This is a genomic window from Streptomyces sp. NPDC001027 (genome assembly GCF_040299045.1).
GTDB lineage: Bacteria > Actinomycetota > Actinomycetes > Streptomycetales > Streptomycetaceae > Streptomyces.
Map to the genome: position 1 here is coordinate 20,460 of NZ_JBEPBI010000079.1, position 13,448 is coordinate 33,907.

General features: G+C 71.0%; 12 protein-coding genes. 5 read left to right on the forward strand and 7 right to left on the reverse strand.

What is annotated here, in order from left to right; genetic code table 11:
• The first annotated feature begins 44 nt into the window (after window positions 1-44).
• The 3 genes from ABT300_RS22100 (at window position 45) to ABT300_RS22110 (ending at window position 2,675) form a co-directional block, all read left to right on the forward strand.
• On the forward strand, window positions 45-1,046 hold the full coding sequence (locus tag ABT300_RS22100) for a TerC/Alx family metal homeostasis membrane protein (RefSeq protein ID WP_351678350.1): 1,002 nt from the start codon (window positions 45-47) through the stop codon (window positions 1,044-1,046).
• Window positions 1,047-1,174: 128 nt separating this feature from the next.
• Window positions 1,175-1,486: a hypothetical protein gene (locus tag ABT300_RS22105; protein ID WP_351678352.1), complete on the forward strand. Its 312-nt coding sequence runs from the start codon at window positions 1,175-1,177 to the stop codon at window positions 1,484-1,486.
• Window positions 1,487-1,574: 88 nt separating this feature from the next.
• Window positions 1,575-2,675, forward strand: a complete 1,101-nt coding sequence (locus ABT300_RS22110) for a calcium:cation antiporter (RefSeq protein WP_351678356.1) — start codon at window positions 1,575-1,577, stop codon at window positions 2,673-2,675.
• 136 nt (window positions 2,676-2,811) lie between these two features.
• Here ABT300_RS22110 and ABT300_RS22115 read toward each other — a convergent pair whose 3' ends face one another.
• Together ABT300_RS22115 and ABT300_RS22120 are read right to left on the reverse strand one after the other, a co-directional pair.
• Window positions 2,812-4,086 (reverse strand): MFS transporter, encoded by a 1,275-nt coding sequence (locus tag ABT300_RS22115; protein ID WP_351678386.1) that lies wholly within the window; start codon window positions 4,084-4,086, stop codon window positions 2,812-2,814.
• A 103-nt stretch (window positions 4,087-4,189) separates the two neighbouring features.
• Window positions 4,190-5,236, reverse strand: coding sequence for a S66 family peptidase (locus ABT300_RS22120; RefSeq protein WP_351678359.1), 1,047 nt, complete (start codon window positions 5,234-5,236; stop codon window positions 4,190-4,192).
• Window positions 5,237-5,332: 96 nt separating this feature from the next.
• On the opposite strand from ABT300_RS22120, the gene aroQ reads away from it, so the two are divergent.
• A complete protein-coding gene (gene aroQ, locus ABT300_RS22125; RefSeq protein ID WP_351678361.1) occupies window positions 5,333-5,806 on the forward strand; it encodes a type II 3-dehydroquinate dehydratase in 474 nt (157 codons plus the stop codon).
• A 105-nt stretch (window positions 5,807-5,911) separates the two neighbouring features.
• Here aroQ and ABT300_RS22130 read toward each other — a convergent pair whose 3' ends face one another.
• The 5 genes from ABT300_RS22130 to ABT300_RS22150 form a co-directional block, all read right to left on the reverse strand.
• Window positions 5,912-6,685 (reverse strand): amino acid ABC transporter ATP-binding protein, encoded by a 774-nt coding sequence (locus ABT300_RS22130; RefSeq protein ID WP_351678364.1) that lies wholly within the window; start codon window positions 6,683-6,685, stop codon window positions 5,912-5,914.
• Window positions 6,682-7,554: an amino acid ABC transporter permease gene (locus ABT300_RS22135; protein WP_502977974.1), complete on the reverse strand. Its 873-nt coding sequence runs from the start codon at window positions 7,552-7,554 to the stop codon at window positions 6,682-6,684. Before ABT300_RS22135 ends, ABT300_RS22130 begins: the two co-directional genes overlap by 4 nt.
• A gap of 50 nt (window positions 7,555-7,604) precedes the next feature.
• Window positions 7,605-8,489: an ABC transporter substrate-binding protein gene (locus ABT300_RS22140; protein ID WP_351678370.1), complete on the reverse strand. Its 885-nt coding sequence runs from the start codon at window positions 8,487-8,489 to the stop codon at window positions 7,605-7,607.
• A 345-nt stretch (window positions 8,490-8,834) separates the two neighbouring features.
• The gene (locus ABT300_RS22145) at window positions 8,835-9,491 is read right to left on the reverse strand and encodes an MBL fold metallo-hydrolase (protein ID WP_351678373.1); all 657 of its coding nucleotides are present in this window, start codon (window positions 9,489-9,491) and stop codon (window positions 8,835-8,837) included.
• 9 nt (window positions 9,492-9,500) lie between these two features.
• Window positions 9,501-10,187, reverse strand: a complete 687-nt coding sequence (locus ABT300_RS22150; protein ID WP_351678375.1) for a maleylpyruvate isomerase family mycothiol-dependent enzyme — start codon at window positions 10,185-10,187, stop codon at window positions 9,501-9,503.
• Between the two features lie 234 nt (window positions 10,188-10,421).
• On the opposite strand from ABT300_RS22150, the gene uvrA reads away from it, so the two are divergent.
• On the forward strand, window positions 10,422-13,448 hold a 3,027-nt coding region (gene uvrA, locus ABT300_RS22155; protein WP_351678377.1), incomplete at its 3' end, for an excinuclease ABC subunit UvrA.

Consider the following 13,448-nt stretch of genomic DNA (forward strand, 5'->3'; position numbering starts at 1 on the left):
GCGACGGCGCTGTTCACCTGCCGTTACGTACTGCCGGAGGCGCAGTGGATGTTTCCGTGAACCTTTGGGTTCTGACCATCGTCGGCCTGGCCGCCCTCATCGCGGTCGACTTCTTCATCGGCCGCAAACCGCACGACGTCTCGATCAAGGAAGCCGGGATCTGGACGGTCGTCTGGATCGCCCTGGCCGGGCTGTTCGGCCTCGGCCTGCTCCTGTTCTCCGGGGGGCAGCCCGCCGGGGAGTTCTTCGCGGGCTTCATCACCGAGAAGTCGCTCAGCGTCGACAACCTCTTCGTGTTCGTCCTGATCATGGGCAAGTTCGCGGTCCCGTCGCAGTACCAGCAGCGGGTCCTGCTCGTCGGCGTCCTCATAGCCCTGGTGCTGCGGGCGATCTTCATCGCTGCGGGCGCCGCGATCCTCGCCAGCTTCGCATGGGTCTTCTACCTCTTCGGCGCCTTCCTCATCTGGACGGCCTGGAAGCTCATCCAGGAGGCCCGGGCCGACGAGGAGGACGAGGAGTTCGAGGAGAACAAGCTGCTCAAGGCCGCCGAGCGCAGGTTCGGCGTCGCCGACCGCTACCACGGCACCAAGCTGTGGATCGAGCAGAACGGCAAGCGGATCATGACCCCGATGCTGGTCGTGATGCTCGCGATCGGCACGACCGACGTGCTCTTCGCCCTCGACTCCATCCCCGCCATCTTCGGCCTGACGCAGGACCCGTACATCGTCTTCACCGCCAACGCCTTCGCGTTGATGGGGCTGCGCCAGCTGTACTTCCTCATCGGCGGTCTGCTGAAGAAGCTCGTGCACCTCAGCTACGGCCTGTCGATCATCCTCGGCTTCATCGGCGTGAAGCTGGTGCTGCACGCGCTGCACGAGTCCGGGGTGCACGTGCCCGAGATCAGCATCCCGGTCTCGCTCGGCGTCATCTGTTCGGTCCTGATCGTCACCACGATCACCAGCCTGCGGGCCTCCCGGAAGCAGGCGGCGGCCGAGGAGGCGCAGACGGCGAGCGAAGGCGCTCCGAAGGACACCATCGGAGCCTGACCACGCACGACGTAGGAACAACCACCCCCGGGAGCGGTGCGCGGCGAATTGCCGACCACCGCTTCCGGTGCTTCGTTGGTAGCCGGGCGTTTCCACTTCGGGACGCCGCAACCGGGGGTGGAGGCACCATGAGCACAACGCAGAAGTTCGTGCAGATCGTCGACTTCGAGACCGACCGCATCGAGGAGATGCGCGCACTGGCCGAGGAAGGGGAACAGGGGTTCGCGGGCCGGGAGGACGCCCCGAGGCGCCGGCTCGTCCTCCGGGACAGGAACCGGCCGAACCACTACCTCGTGGTGGTCGAGTTCGACTCCTACGAAGCGGCCATGCGCAACAGCGAGTCCGAGGAGACGGGCAAGTTCGCGGAGCGGATGGCCGCGCTGTGCACCCGGCCCCCGTCCTTCGCCGACTGCGACGTCGTGGCCGCCGCCGAATTCTGAGGACGCCGCCGCAAGGGGCCGTGCCGTAGGGGCGGAGAGCCGTGCGGACCGGAGTGCGCGGCCCGCACGGCTCTGCGACGATCACTGCATGTTCGCTCGGCTCAGGTCGGTCACGACCCGGTGGACGGCCCTCGTGCCGGCGCTGGCGGTCGTGCTGCTGGTCCTGACCTGGGGGCGCGACCTGCCGGGGCCACTGGTCGCGCTGGTGACCGTGGTCCTCGCCGGAGCGGTCCTGGCGGCCGTGCACCATGCGGAGGTCGTCGCCCACCGGGTGGGTGAGCCCTTCGGCTCGCTCGTCCTCGCCGTCGCGGTGACGATCATCGAGGTGGCGCTGATCGTCACCCTGATGGCCGACGGCGGCGACAAGAGCTCGACGCTGGCCAGGGACACGGTCTTCGCGGCCGTGATGATCACCTGCAACGGCATCGTCGGCCTCTGTCTGCTGGTCGCCTCCCTGCGCCACGGCACGGCGATCTTCAACCCGGAGGGCACCGGAGCCGCCCTGGCGACCGTCGCCACCCTGGCCACGCTGAGCCTCGTCCTGCCGACCTTCACCACCAGCAAGCCGGGCCCGGAGTTCTCCAGCGTCCAGCTGACGTTCGCCGCCGTCTCCTCGCTGATCCTCTACGGCCTCTTCGTGACGACGCAGACCGTACGGCACCGCGACTACTTCCTGCCGGTCACCCGCCAGGGAGACGTGATCACCGTGGACACGCACGCCGGCGTCCCCACCTCCCGGACCGCCCTGATCAGCCTCGGGCTGCTCGGTCTCGCCCTGATCGGCGTGGTGGGACTCGCCAAGGGGGTCTCGCCCACGATCGAGTCCGGGGTGGAGGCGGCCGGACTCCACCACGCGGTCGTCGGCGTGGTCATCGCACTGCTCGTGCTGCTCCCCGAGACCATCGCCGCACTGCGCTCCGCCCGCCGCGACCGGGTGCAGACCAGCCTCAACCTGGCGCTCGGCTCCGCGATGGCCAGTATCGGCCTGACCATCCCCGCGGTCGCCCTGGCCTCGATCTGGCTCTCGGGACCCCTCGTCCTCGGGCTCGGCCCCACCCACATGGTGCTGCTGGCGCTCACCATCGTGGTCAGCTCGCTGACAGTCGTCCCCGGACGGGCCACCCCGTTGCAGGGCGGCGTGCACCTGGTGCTGTTCGCCGCCTACCTGGAACTGGCGATCAACCCGTAGCGCCGCGGCCCGCTCCCGCCCCGGCTCCCGCTCCTGCCCCGGCTCCCGCTCCCGCTCCGGCGATCGCGGATCACGTAGGACGTCGGGGGCGTCCTCCGGCCGCTCGTCAAGCGCTCGGGACCCTCATCGCCCGAGGTCAGTCCGTGACGGGCTGTGCTGCAGCCGTGGCCGGCGCCGGACGGGTCTCCGGCAGCAGCGCGAAGCAGCCCAGGCTCAGCAGCGCGATCCCCGTCAGATACGCCCCGACACCCCACGGGACGCGTCCCGAATGCTCCGCGAGGGCCGTCGCCACGACGGGCGTGAGCGCCCCTCCGAGGACCCCGCCGAGGTTGTAGCCGACCGACGCGCCCGTGCAGCGCACGCGCGGCGCGTACAGCTCCGGCAGATAGGCCGCCACCACCGCGAACATCGTGACGAACGCGATCAGCGCGCCGAGGAAGCCGAGGAACATCGGCAGCGGCTCGCCGGTCGAGAGCAGCGCCACCATCGGGAACATCCACAGGGCCGCGGCCCCGCAGCCGGCGAGACACAGCGGCCGCCGCCCGTGGCGGTCGCCGAGCAGCGCCATCACAGGTGTCAGCGCCCCCTTCACCACCACCGCGGCCATGACGCAGGTCAGCATGACGGTACGGCTCACGCCGAGCCGTTCCGTCGCGTACGCCAGCGACCAGGTCGTCACGGCGTAGAAGACCGCGTACCCGACGGCGAGCGCCCCGCCGGTCAGCAGCACCAGCCGCCAGTGATCGCGCAGGAGCTCGGCGAGCGGCACGCGCGCGTGGTCGTCGATCTCCAGGAACCGGGGGCTCTCGGGCAGCGACGACCTGAGCCACAAGCCGAGCAGGGCGAGCACTCCGGCCGCCCAGAAGGGCGCCCGCCATCCCCACTGCGCGAACTGCGCGTCGGTCAGCGCCGCCGACAGCGCCAGCACCGACCCGTTGGCGAGCAGGAAGCCCACCGACGGCCCCACCTGGGGGAAGCTCGACCACAGGGCGCGCCGCCCGGCCGGCGCGTGCTCCGCCGTCAGCAGCACCGCACCGCCCCACTCGCCGCCGAGCCCGAGCCCCTGCAGGAAGCGCAAGCCGAGCAGCAGCAGGGGAGCGGCCACGCCGATCGTGTCGTACGTCGGCACACAGCCGACCGCGACGGTCGACGCGCCGGTCAGCAGCAGGGAGACGACGAGGACGGGGCGTCGTCCGTGCCGGTCCCCGACGTGGCCGAAGAGCACCGCCCCGAGCGGCCGGGCCACGAAGCCCACGCCGAACGTCGCGAACGCGGCCAGCGTCCCCGCGAGCGGCGAGAACGTGGGGAAGAACAGGGGCCCGAGGACCAGTGCGGCCGCCGTCCCGTAGACGAAGAAGTCGTAGAACTCGATGGCGGTCCCGGCGAGCGAGGCGGCTGCGAGCCGGAGCATGGAGGGCGTCCCCGCGGTGGGTGCGTCGTGCATGCCGCGTCAACCCGCCACGGCGACCACCGGTTACGGGGCGCACGGGATCACGGCCCGGTGCCCCGTCGGCTCAGTAGATGACGGTGATGCGCCGTGCCCGACCGTCGACGCGGACCGTGCCGCCGTAGGGGACGACGAGCTGGGGGTCGGTGTGGCCGAAGTCGACGTCGAAGACCGCCAGCGTGTCGGGGGCGTAGACGGCCAATGCGCGCTCCACCGCCGCACGCTGTTCGGCGGCGTACCGGGCTCCCGCCTCGGGCGAGTTGGGGTGCTCGAAGGACCACGTCCTGGCGCGGCCCATGAGCAGTGCGGGGAAGCGTCGCAGCAGGCCGCGCTCGCCCATGCTGCGCAGGACCCGGTAGACCTCCGTGGCGCTCGGCAGCTCTTCCGAGGTCTCGAGGATCAGCACGCCGCCGTCGTACGCCGACGGGTCGGGGGAGACCTCGCGGTCGGCCATCAGCAGCCAGGACAGGATCTCCAGGCAGCCGCCCCAACTGCGGCCCTCCACCACGCGGTCGGGGCCCCGCCAGGTCCAGCCGCCCTTCTTCGGGGTCTCCGGCTCGGCCGCGAAGGTCGCGGGGTCGGCCCAGTCGCCGTTGACGTCCCCCCACAGCTCGGCGGGCCGCAGCTCGTAGGGGCCCGAGGTGAACAGCGCGGCTCGCAGCGAGTCGGCCGTCTGCGGGTGCATGGCTCCGGGCCGCCCGAGCTCGACCATCACGCTCGTGCCGTGGTAGCCGACGACGCCGGCGCTGTACAGGAACGCCAGGAAATTGGTGTTGTCGCTCATCCCGAAGAAGGGCTTGGGGTGGGCCCGGATCAACTCCCGGTCCAGATAGGGCAGCACGGTGATCTGGTCGTCCCCGCCGATCGTCGCGATCACGGCCGTGATGTCCGGGTCGGCGAACGCGGCGTGGACGTCGCCGGCGCGTGCCTGCGCGGTCGCCCCCATCGTGCGCGTGGTCGGGTACTCGACCGGCTCCAGGCCGAAGTCCTCGCGCAGCCGGGTCAGGCCCAGTTCGTAGGGGCGGGGGTAGAGCGCGGGCAGGCCGCCCGAGGGCGAGAGGACGGCTATGCGGTCTCCCGGGGACGGCTTGGGCGGATAGGCGGGGAGGGTCATGCCCGGAGCGTACGGCTTGTCGCGCTGATCGTTCACCGTGATAAACCGGGGTCGAGCGGCGGCCTCGGACGGCCGCCCCGACGGACCGGAGGAACCGTGCCCCGCAGCCTGGCCCAAGCCCCGATCATGATCCTCAACGGCCCCAACCTGAACCTTCTGGGGCAGCGTCAGCCGGAGATCTACGGGTCCGACACCCTGGCCGACGTCGAGGCGATGTGCGCCGGGGCGGCTGCGCGGCACGGCGGCACGGTGGACTTCCGTCAGTCCAACCACGAGGGCGAGCTGGTCGACTGGATCCACGAGGCGCGGTTGAACCACTGCGGCGTCGTGATCAACCCGGGCGCCTACTCGCACACGTCGGTCGCGATCCTCGACGCCCTCAACACCTGCGACGGCATGCCGGTGTTGGAGGTCCACATCTCCAACATCCACCGGCGTGAGTCGTTTCGGCACCACTCCTACGTCTCGCTGCGCGCCGACGGCGTCATCGCGGGCTGCGGGGTCCAGGGGTACGTGTTCGGCGTGGAGCGGGTCGCGGCGCTGGCGGGCCCGGGCAAGGCGGACGCGTAGGGACGCAACGCCCGGCCGCGTAAGGACCGGCCGCCAGGCATACGCCCCTTACACCGGGCCCCCGAGCCCCCGAAAGCCCCCGAGCCCCCGGGGAAGCCGTCCGCGTCAGAGCCGGCCCGCCTCGACGATGCGCCGAAGGAAGCGCCGCGTGCGCTCCTGCCGCGGGGCGCCGAAGACCTCCTCGGGGGCGCCGCGCTCCAGGACGACGCCGCCCTCGAGGAAGCAGACCTGGTCGGCGACCTCGCGGGCGAAGCCCATCTCGTGCGTGGCCAGCACCATCGTCATGCCGTCGCCCTTCAGGTCGCGGACGACGTTCAGGACCTCGCCCACCAGTTCCGGGTCGAGGGCCGCGGTGATCTCGTCCAGCAGCAGCAGCCGGGGGCGTACCGCGAGGGCGCGCACGATCGCCACCCGCTGCTGCTGGCCGCCGCTGAGCCGGTCCGGGTACTCGCCCGCCCTGTCGGCCAGCCCGAGCCGCTCCAGAAGCTCCCCGGCGTGCTCCTCGGCCTCCTTGCGGGCCACGCCGTGCACACGGCGCGGGGCGAGCGTGATGTTCTCCATGACCGTCATGTGCGGGAAGAGGTTGTACGCCTGGAAGACCACGCCGATACGACGCCGTACCGCGTCCTGGTCGACGCGCGGGTCGGTGATCTCCTCGCCGTCCAGCCAGATCGCGCCGTCGTCGACGTCCTCCAGCAGGTTGGCGCAGCGCAACAGGGTGGACTTGCCGGAGCCGGAGGCGCCGATCAGCGCGGTCACCGTGTGCGGGGCGACCTCCAGGTCGACGTCCCGCAGGACGACGTTCCCGCCGAAGGTCTTGCGGACGGACTCCATCCGCAGCACGGGCGCCTCGACGGAGGCGGCGGGCGCGTCGCTCATGTCGTTCCTCCCTGGGCCCGCTGACGGTCCATCCGGGCCGTCACCCAGTCCGTGAAGCGGGTCATCGGAATGGTCAGGGCCACGAAGACCAGCCCCGCGACGATGTACGGCGTGTAGTTGAGGCTGCGGCCCACGATGATGTCCGCCGCGCGGACGGCGTCGATCGCGCCGCCGATCGACACGAGGCCGGTGTCCTTCTGCAGCGACACCAGGTCGTTCAGCAGCGGCGGCACCTGACGGCGCACGGCCTGGGGGAGCACCACGTGGCGCAGCGCCTGCCGGTTGCTCAGCCCCAGCGAGCGGGCCGCCGCCCGCTGCGAGGGGTGCACGGACTCGATGCCGGCCCGGAACACCTCGGCGACGTACGCCGAGTACGTCAGCGTCAGGGCCGTGCCGCCCAGCAGCACGGGGTCCACGGTGACGCCCTGAAGCCGCAGGGCGGGGACGCCCAGCACCACGATCATCAGGTTGATGATCAGCGGCAGACCGCGGAAGAAGTCCGTGTACGCCGCCGCCAGCGCCCGCAGCGGGAAGAACACGGGACCGCGCAGGGTGCGGGCGACGGCGATGAGCATGCCGAGCACCAGCACGGCCGCCCCGCAGACCAGCAGCAGCCGGACGTTCAGCCACAGCCCTTCGAGGACCTTGGGGAACGCCTCGCGCGCGTACTGCCCGTTGAAGAAGGTCTCCCGGGTGCGCGGCCAGCCGGGCGCACCGACCACGACCAGGTACAGGACCACGGCCGTGACGAGGGTGGAGAGCGCGGTGAGAGCCGTCGCGCGACGGGCGCGTGTGCGCCGGTAGCGCTCGCGTTCCCGTCGGCGCGGCGACGGCACGTAGGCGTCCGTGGTCGCGCCGCGCGCGGGCATGCCGCTCGGGTCGTCCGCCTCTTCCCGGCCGGAGTCGTCCTCGGTGAGCGTCACTTGAGCACCGGGGCGTCGACGGCGTCGGAGAGCCACTGCTGCTCGATCCTCGCCAGCGTGCCGTCCTTGCGCAGGGCGTCCACGGCGCCGCTCACGCACGCGGTGAGCGCGCTGCCCTTGTCGAGGACCAGCCCGAACTGCTCCGGGGCGCCGCCCCTGTTCTCGAACTGGCCGACGATTCTCGCGTCGGTCACCTCGGCGGCGGTGATGTAGAAGGCGGTCGGCAGATCGACCACGATGGCGTCGACCTGGCCGTTCTTCAGCGCGGACTTGGCCTGGTCGTTCTTCGCGTACACGGCCGCCTGCCGGGTCGGCTTCACCACGTCGTCGATGTAGTCCAGGCTCGTGGTGCCGACCTGCGCGCCCAGCTTGAGGCCCTGGAGACCGGCGACGCTCGTCACCCCGGCGGCCTTGGAGCCCTTCAGCGCGACGACGGCCTGGCGCACGTCGTAGTAGCCGGACGAGAAGTCCACGGCCTTCCTGCGCTCGTCGCTGATCGACACCTGGTTGACGTCGAAGTCGAACGTCTTCTCGCCCGGGGCGAAGGCCTTGTTGAACGGCACGCTCTGCCAGACCACGGCGTTCTTGCCGTAACCGAGCTTTGCGGCCACGGCGTAGGCCACCGCCGACTCGAAGCCCTCGCCGCTCGCCGGCTTGCCGTCCTTGAACCACGGTTCGTAGGCGGGCTCGTCGGTCGCGATCGTCAGCTTGCCGGAGGTCTCGGTGGCCAGTTCGCCCTTGGCGCAGGCGCTCGCGCGCGAACCGGAGGCGGCGGGGGCCGCCTTCTCCTCCGGCTGCGGGGCGCAGCCGACGGCGGTGGCGAGGAGGGCCACGGTGGCGCCGGCGACGGCGCGGCGCAGGACACGAGGGGCGAGGTGCATGGCCGGAGAGTGGCAGCGAAAACCCTGGTTTGTCGAGGTCACGCCGGATTCTGTCCGCATGGTGGGAACGGGTGTTGCGTTCTTGTGAACCAGGACGAACAGCGGTGTGCGGGGCGCGGGCGGACGGCGCCCTCCTGACCCGGTGCGGGGGTTCGCCCGGGCCGCCGGTCGAGGGCGGGGAACGTGGACCGGCGGCCCATCCGCGCCGGAGCCGTCATCCCGCGCGGGGCTGCCACCAGTTGACCGCGCAACCACGTATGGGGGGAGCGCGCGTGAAGCGTCGGCGCGTGCACGCGATTCACACGGGGCGCGCGTTCAGAGACGCGCGCCCCGTGCGGGGAGGGTTCACCACCCGCGCGCGTGCCACTCCGGAAGATGCGGGCGCTCCGCGCCGAGCGTCGTGTCGTCGCCGTGGCCCGGATAGACCCAGGTCTCGTCCGGCAGCACGTCGAAGATCTTCGTCTCGACGTCATGGATCAGACGCGCGAAGGCCTCCGGGTCCTTACGGGTGTTGCCCACGCCACCGGGGAACAGGCAGTCGCCGGTGAAGACGTGGGGGTGGCCGTGCGGGTCGTCGTAGACCAAGGCGATCGAGCCGGGTGTGTGCCCGACCAGATGGCGTGCCGTCAGCTCCACGTTCCCCACGCGGATGACGTCCCCGTCGACGACCGGGACGTCGGTCGGCACCGGGATGCCGTCGGCGTCCTCGCGTCCGGCGAAGGTACGCGCCCGCGTGGCCGCGACGACCTCGGCGAGCGCCTGCCAGTGGTCGCCGTGTTGATGGGTGGTGACGACGGAGGCGATGCCGTCGTCGCCGATGGTGCCGAGCAGTGTCTGCGCGTCGTTCGCCGCGTCGATCAGCAGTTGCTCGTCGGTGGCCCGGCAGCGCAGCAGATAGGCGTTGTTGTTCATCGGGCCGACCGCGATCTTCGTGATCATCAGGTCCTTGAGCTCGTGCACGTCCGCCGGTCCGCCGACCGTCACCTGTCCGCTGTACGTCATGGCCGCAGCCTATAGCGGCGGAAGGGCCGGGAGCGGTCCGCCGTCGGCCGTCAGCCCGGCTCCGTCACGGCGCCCGGCGAGCCAGCCGAGGAGGTCCGCGGGGGCGCCGGCGACGGTCACCTCGGGCTCCTCGGCCTTACGGCCGGTGAGCCACACGCGCGTGCCGTCCGTGAGGCGGGTCGGCGGCACGTCCGGACGGCCGGTGAACCGATCGGCGAGGAACGCGGTCTCCCGCTCGGCGAACTCCGCCGGCAGGTCCTCCAGCTCGTAGCCCATGCCGAGGTCCACGGCGTGCAGCTCGACCTCCACCCACCGCCGGAAGGGCACGCGGGCCGCCGAGTCGACGACGCCGTTGCGCAGCTCCACCGTGCGCGACCAGTCCGCGGGCGCGGCGCCGGCCGCCTGGAAGCGGGCCGCGCTGTCCCGGACGTCCGCGAGCTGGACCTTCAGGGGGCGCGGGGCGTCCCGCTCGATGTCGGCGTCGCGCACCTGTGCGTCGGCGTACATGGGACGGCCCTCGAGGACGTTCACCAGGGCGTCGGCGTTGCGGGCGAGGTGGGCGAGGACGTGTCCGCGGCTCCAGCCGGGCAGCCGCGACGGCTCGGCGACCGATGCGTCGTCCCATCCGGCGACCGCGCTGAGCAGTCGCTCGGTCGCGGCGTGTACGGACTCCAGGTCATGAGCGTGATCAATCATGGTGCTGACCCTAGCCTCGCCACTCGTTCGGGTGAAGGTGGTCGGTCCGGACCGCTAATCGAATGCACGTGCTATATGGTCGGTGGCGGCGTCGGGCATGCTGGAAGGCCGGGGATTGTTGTGAACCGGTGAACCCCGGCTGAATCCCGACCGGCGTTGTCAGTGGCTCCCCCTAGTCTGAGGAAGACGGGGGCCCCGCCCCTGTCACTTCTCTCAAGAAAGGTGCGGACTGGCGTGGCCGACCGTCTCATCGTCCGTGGCGCGCGCGAGCACAACCTCAAGAATGTCTCGCTCGACCTGCCACGCGACTCGCTCATCGTCTTCACGGGCCTGTCGGGGTCGGGCAAGTCCTCGCTGGCCTTCGACACCATCTTCGCCGAGGGCCAGCGGCGCTACGTCGAGTCCCTCTCGTCCTACGCCCGGCAGTTCCTCGGGCAGATGGACAAGCCGGACGTCGACTTCATCGAGGGCCTCTCCCCGGCCGTCTCGATCGACCAGAAGTCGACCTCGCGCAATCCGCGCTCCACCGTGGGCACGATCACCGAGGTCTACGACTACCTGCGGCTGCTCTTCGCGCGCATCGGCAAGCCGCACTGTCCCGAGTGCTCCCGGCCGATCACCCGCCAGTCGCCGCAGGCCATCGTCGACAAGGTGCTGGAGCTGCCGGAGGGCAGCCGCTTCCAGGTGCTCTCGCCGCTGGTGCGCGAGCGCAAGGGCGAGTTCGTCGACCTCTTCGCCGATCTCCAGACCAAGGGCTACAGCCGCGCGCGCGTGGACGGCGAGACGGTCCAGCTGTCCAGCCCGCCCACGCTGAAGAAGCAGGAGAAGCACACCATCGAGGTGGTCATCGACCGCCTCACGGTGAAGGAGACCGCCAAGCGCCGGCTCACCGACTCCGTGGAGACCGCCCTCGGGCTCTCCGGCGGGATGGTGGTGCTCGACTTCGTCGACCTCGCCGCGGACGACCCCGAGCGCGAGCGCATGTACTCGGAGCACCTGTACTGCCCGTACGACGACCTGTCCTTCGAGGAGCTCGAGCCGCGCTCCTTCTCCTTCAACTCGCCCTTCGGCGCCTGTCCGGAGTGCTCCGGCATCGGCACGCGCATGGAGGTCGACGCCGAGCTGATCGTCCCGGACGAGGACAAGTCCCTCGACGAGGGAGCCATCCACCCCTGGTCGCACGGCCACACGAAGGACTACTTCGGCCGCCTGATCGGCGCCCTCGCCGACGCGCTCGGCTTCCGCACCGACATCCCCTTCGCGGGTCTGCCCCAGCGGGCCAGGAAGGCCCTGCTGTACGGCCACAAGACGCAGATCGAGGTCCGCTACCGCAACCGGTACGGCCGGGAGCGGGTGTACACCACGCCCTTCGAGGGCGCCGTCCCGTTCGTCAAGCGCCGGCACGGCGAGGCCGAGAGCGACGCCAGCCGGGAGCGCTTCGAGGGCTACATGCGCGAGGTGCCCTGCCCCACCTGCCAGGGCACCCGGCTGAAGCCGCTCGTCCTCGCGGTCACGGTGATGGGGAAGTCCATCGCCGAGGTCTCCGGGATGTCCATCAGCGACTGCGCCGAGTTCCTGGGCGAGCTGAAGCTCGACGCCCGTGACAAGAAGATCGCCGAACGGGTCCTCAAGGAGGTCAACGAGCGGCTGCGGTTCCTGGTCGACGTCGGCCTGGACTACCTCTCGCTCAACCGCGCGGCCGGCACGCTCTCCGGCGGCGAGGCCCAGCGCATCCGGCTGGCCACCCAGATCGGCTCCGGCCTCGTCGGCGTCCTGTACGTCCTCGACGAGCCGTCCATCGGCCTGCACCAGCGTGACAACCACCGGCTGATCGAGACCCTGGTCCGGCTGCGGGACATGGGCAACACGCTCATCGTCGTCGAGCACGACGAGGACACCATCAAGGTCGCCGACTGGATCGTCGACATCGGCCCCGGCGCCGGCGAGCACGGCGGGAAGGTCGTCCACAGCGGCTCCCTGAAGGAGCTGCTGGCCAACACGGAGTCGCAGACGGGGCAGTACCTGTCCGGCAGGAAGGCGATCCCGCTCCCGGACGTGCGGCGTCCGCAGGACCCCTCGCGCCGGCTCACCGTGCACGGCGCCCGTGAGAACAACCTGCAGGACATCGACGTGTCCTTCCCGCTGGGGTTGTTCACGGCGGTCACCGGCGTCTCCGGCTCCGGCAAGTCCACGCTGGTCAACGACATCCTGTACACGCACCTGGCCCGCGAGCTGAACGGCGCGAGGAGCGTTCCCGGACGGCACACCCGCGTGGACGGCGACGACCTCGTCGACAAGGTCGTGCACGTCGACCAGTCGCCCATCGGCCGCACCCCGCGGTCCAACCCGGCCACCTACACCGGCGTCTTCGACCACGTCCGCAAGCTCTTCGCGGAGACGACGGAGGCGAAGGTCCGCGGCTATCTGCCCGGCCGCTTCTCCTTCAACGTCAAGGGCGGCCGCTGCGAGAACTGCGCCGGCGACGGCACGATCAAGATCGAGATGAACTTCCTCCCGGACGTGTACGTTCCGTGCGAGGTCTGCCACGGCGCCCGGTACAACCGGGAGACCCTGGAGGTCCACTACAAGGGCAAGTCCATCGCCGAGGTCCTGAACATGCCGATCGAGGAGGCGACGGAGTTCTTCGAGGCCGTCCCCGCGATCGCCCGCCACCTCAACACCCTGAAGGACGTCGGCCTCGGCTACGTCCGGCTCGGTCAGGCCGCGACCACCCTGTCGGGCGGCGAGGCGCAGCGCGTGAAGCTCGCCAGCGAGCTGCAGAAGCGCTCCACCGGCCGCACGGTCTACGTCCTGGACGAGCCCACCACGGGCCTGCACTTCGAGGACATCAGCAAGCTGCTGAAGGTGCTCTCGGGCCTGGTCGAGAAGGGCAACACGGTCATCGTCATCGAGCACAACCTCGATGTGATCAAGACCGCCGACTGGGTCGTCGACATGGGCCCGGAGGGCGGGGCGGGCGGCGGACTGGTCATCGCCGAGGGCACGCCGGAGGAGGTCGCCGCGGTGCCGACCAGCCACACCGGGAAGTTCCTGCGCGAGATCCTCGGCGCCGACCGGATCAGCGACGGGGCCCCGGTCAAGGCCCCGCGCAAGACCGCGGCGACCAAGACGGTCGCGGCCCGGACGACGACGCGCAAGACGGCCGCCACCGCCACGACCGCCTCGAAGACGGCGGCGAAGTCCGCTGCCGCAAAGTCGGCCGCGACGAAGGCGACGCCTGCGAAGAAGACGACCCGGGCC

Coding starts and splice junctions, on each gene's coding strand:
- ABT300_RS22110 (WP_351678356.1), top strand. CDS start 1,575: ATGTTCGCTCGGCTCAGGTCGGTCACGACCCGGTGGACGGCCCTCGTG.
- ABT300_RS22140 (WP_351678370.1), bottom strand. CDS start 8,489: ATGCACCTCGCCCCTCGTGTCCTGCGCCGCGCCGTCGCCGGCGCCACC.
- ABT300_RS22115 (WP_351678386.1), bottom strand. CDS start 4,086: ATGCTCCGGCTCGCAGCCGCCTCGCTCGCCGGGACCGCCATCGAGTTC.
- ABT300_RS22105 (WP_351678352.1), top strand. CDS start 1,175: ATGAGCACAACGCAGAAGTTCGTGCAGATCGTCGACTTCGAGACCGAC.
- ABT300_RS22120 (WP_351678359.1), bottom strand. CDS start 5,236: ATGACCCTCCCCGCCTATCCGCCCAAGCCGTCCCCGGGAGACCGCATA.
- ABT300_RS22135 (WP_502977974.1), bottom strand. CDS start 7,554: ATGCCCGCGCGCGGCGCGACCACGGACGCCTACGTGCCGTCGCCGCGC.
- ABT300_RS22130 (WP_351678364.1), bottom strand. CDS start 6,685: ATGAGCGACGCGCCCGCCGCCTCCGTCGAGGCGCCCGTGCTGCGGATG.
- ABT300_RS22150 (WP_351678375.1), bottom strand. CDS start 10,187: ATGATTGATCACGCTCATGACCTGGAGTCCGTACACGCCGCGACCGAG.
- ABT300_RS22145 (WP_351678373.1), bottom strand. CDS start 9,491: ATGACGTACAGCGGACAGGTGACGGTCGGCGGACCGGCGGACGTGCAC.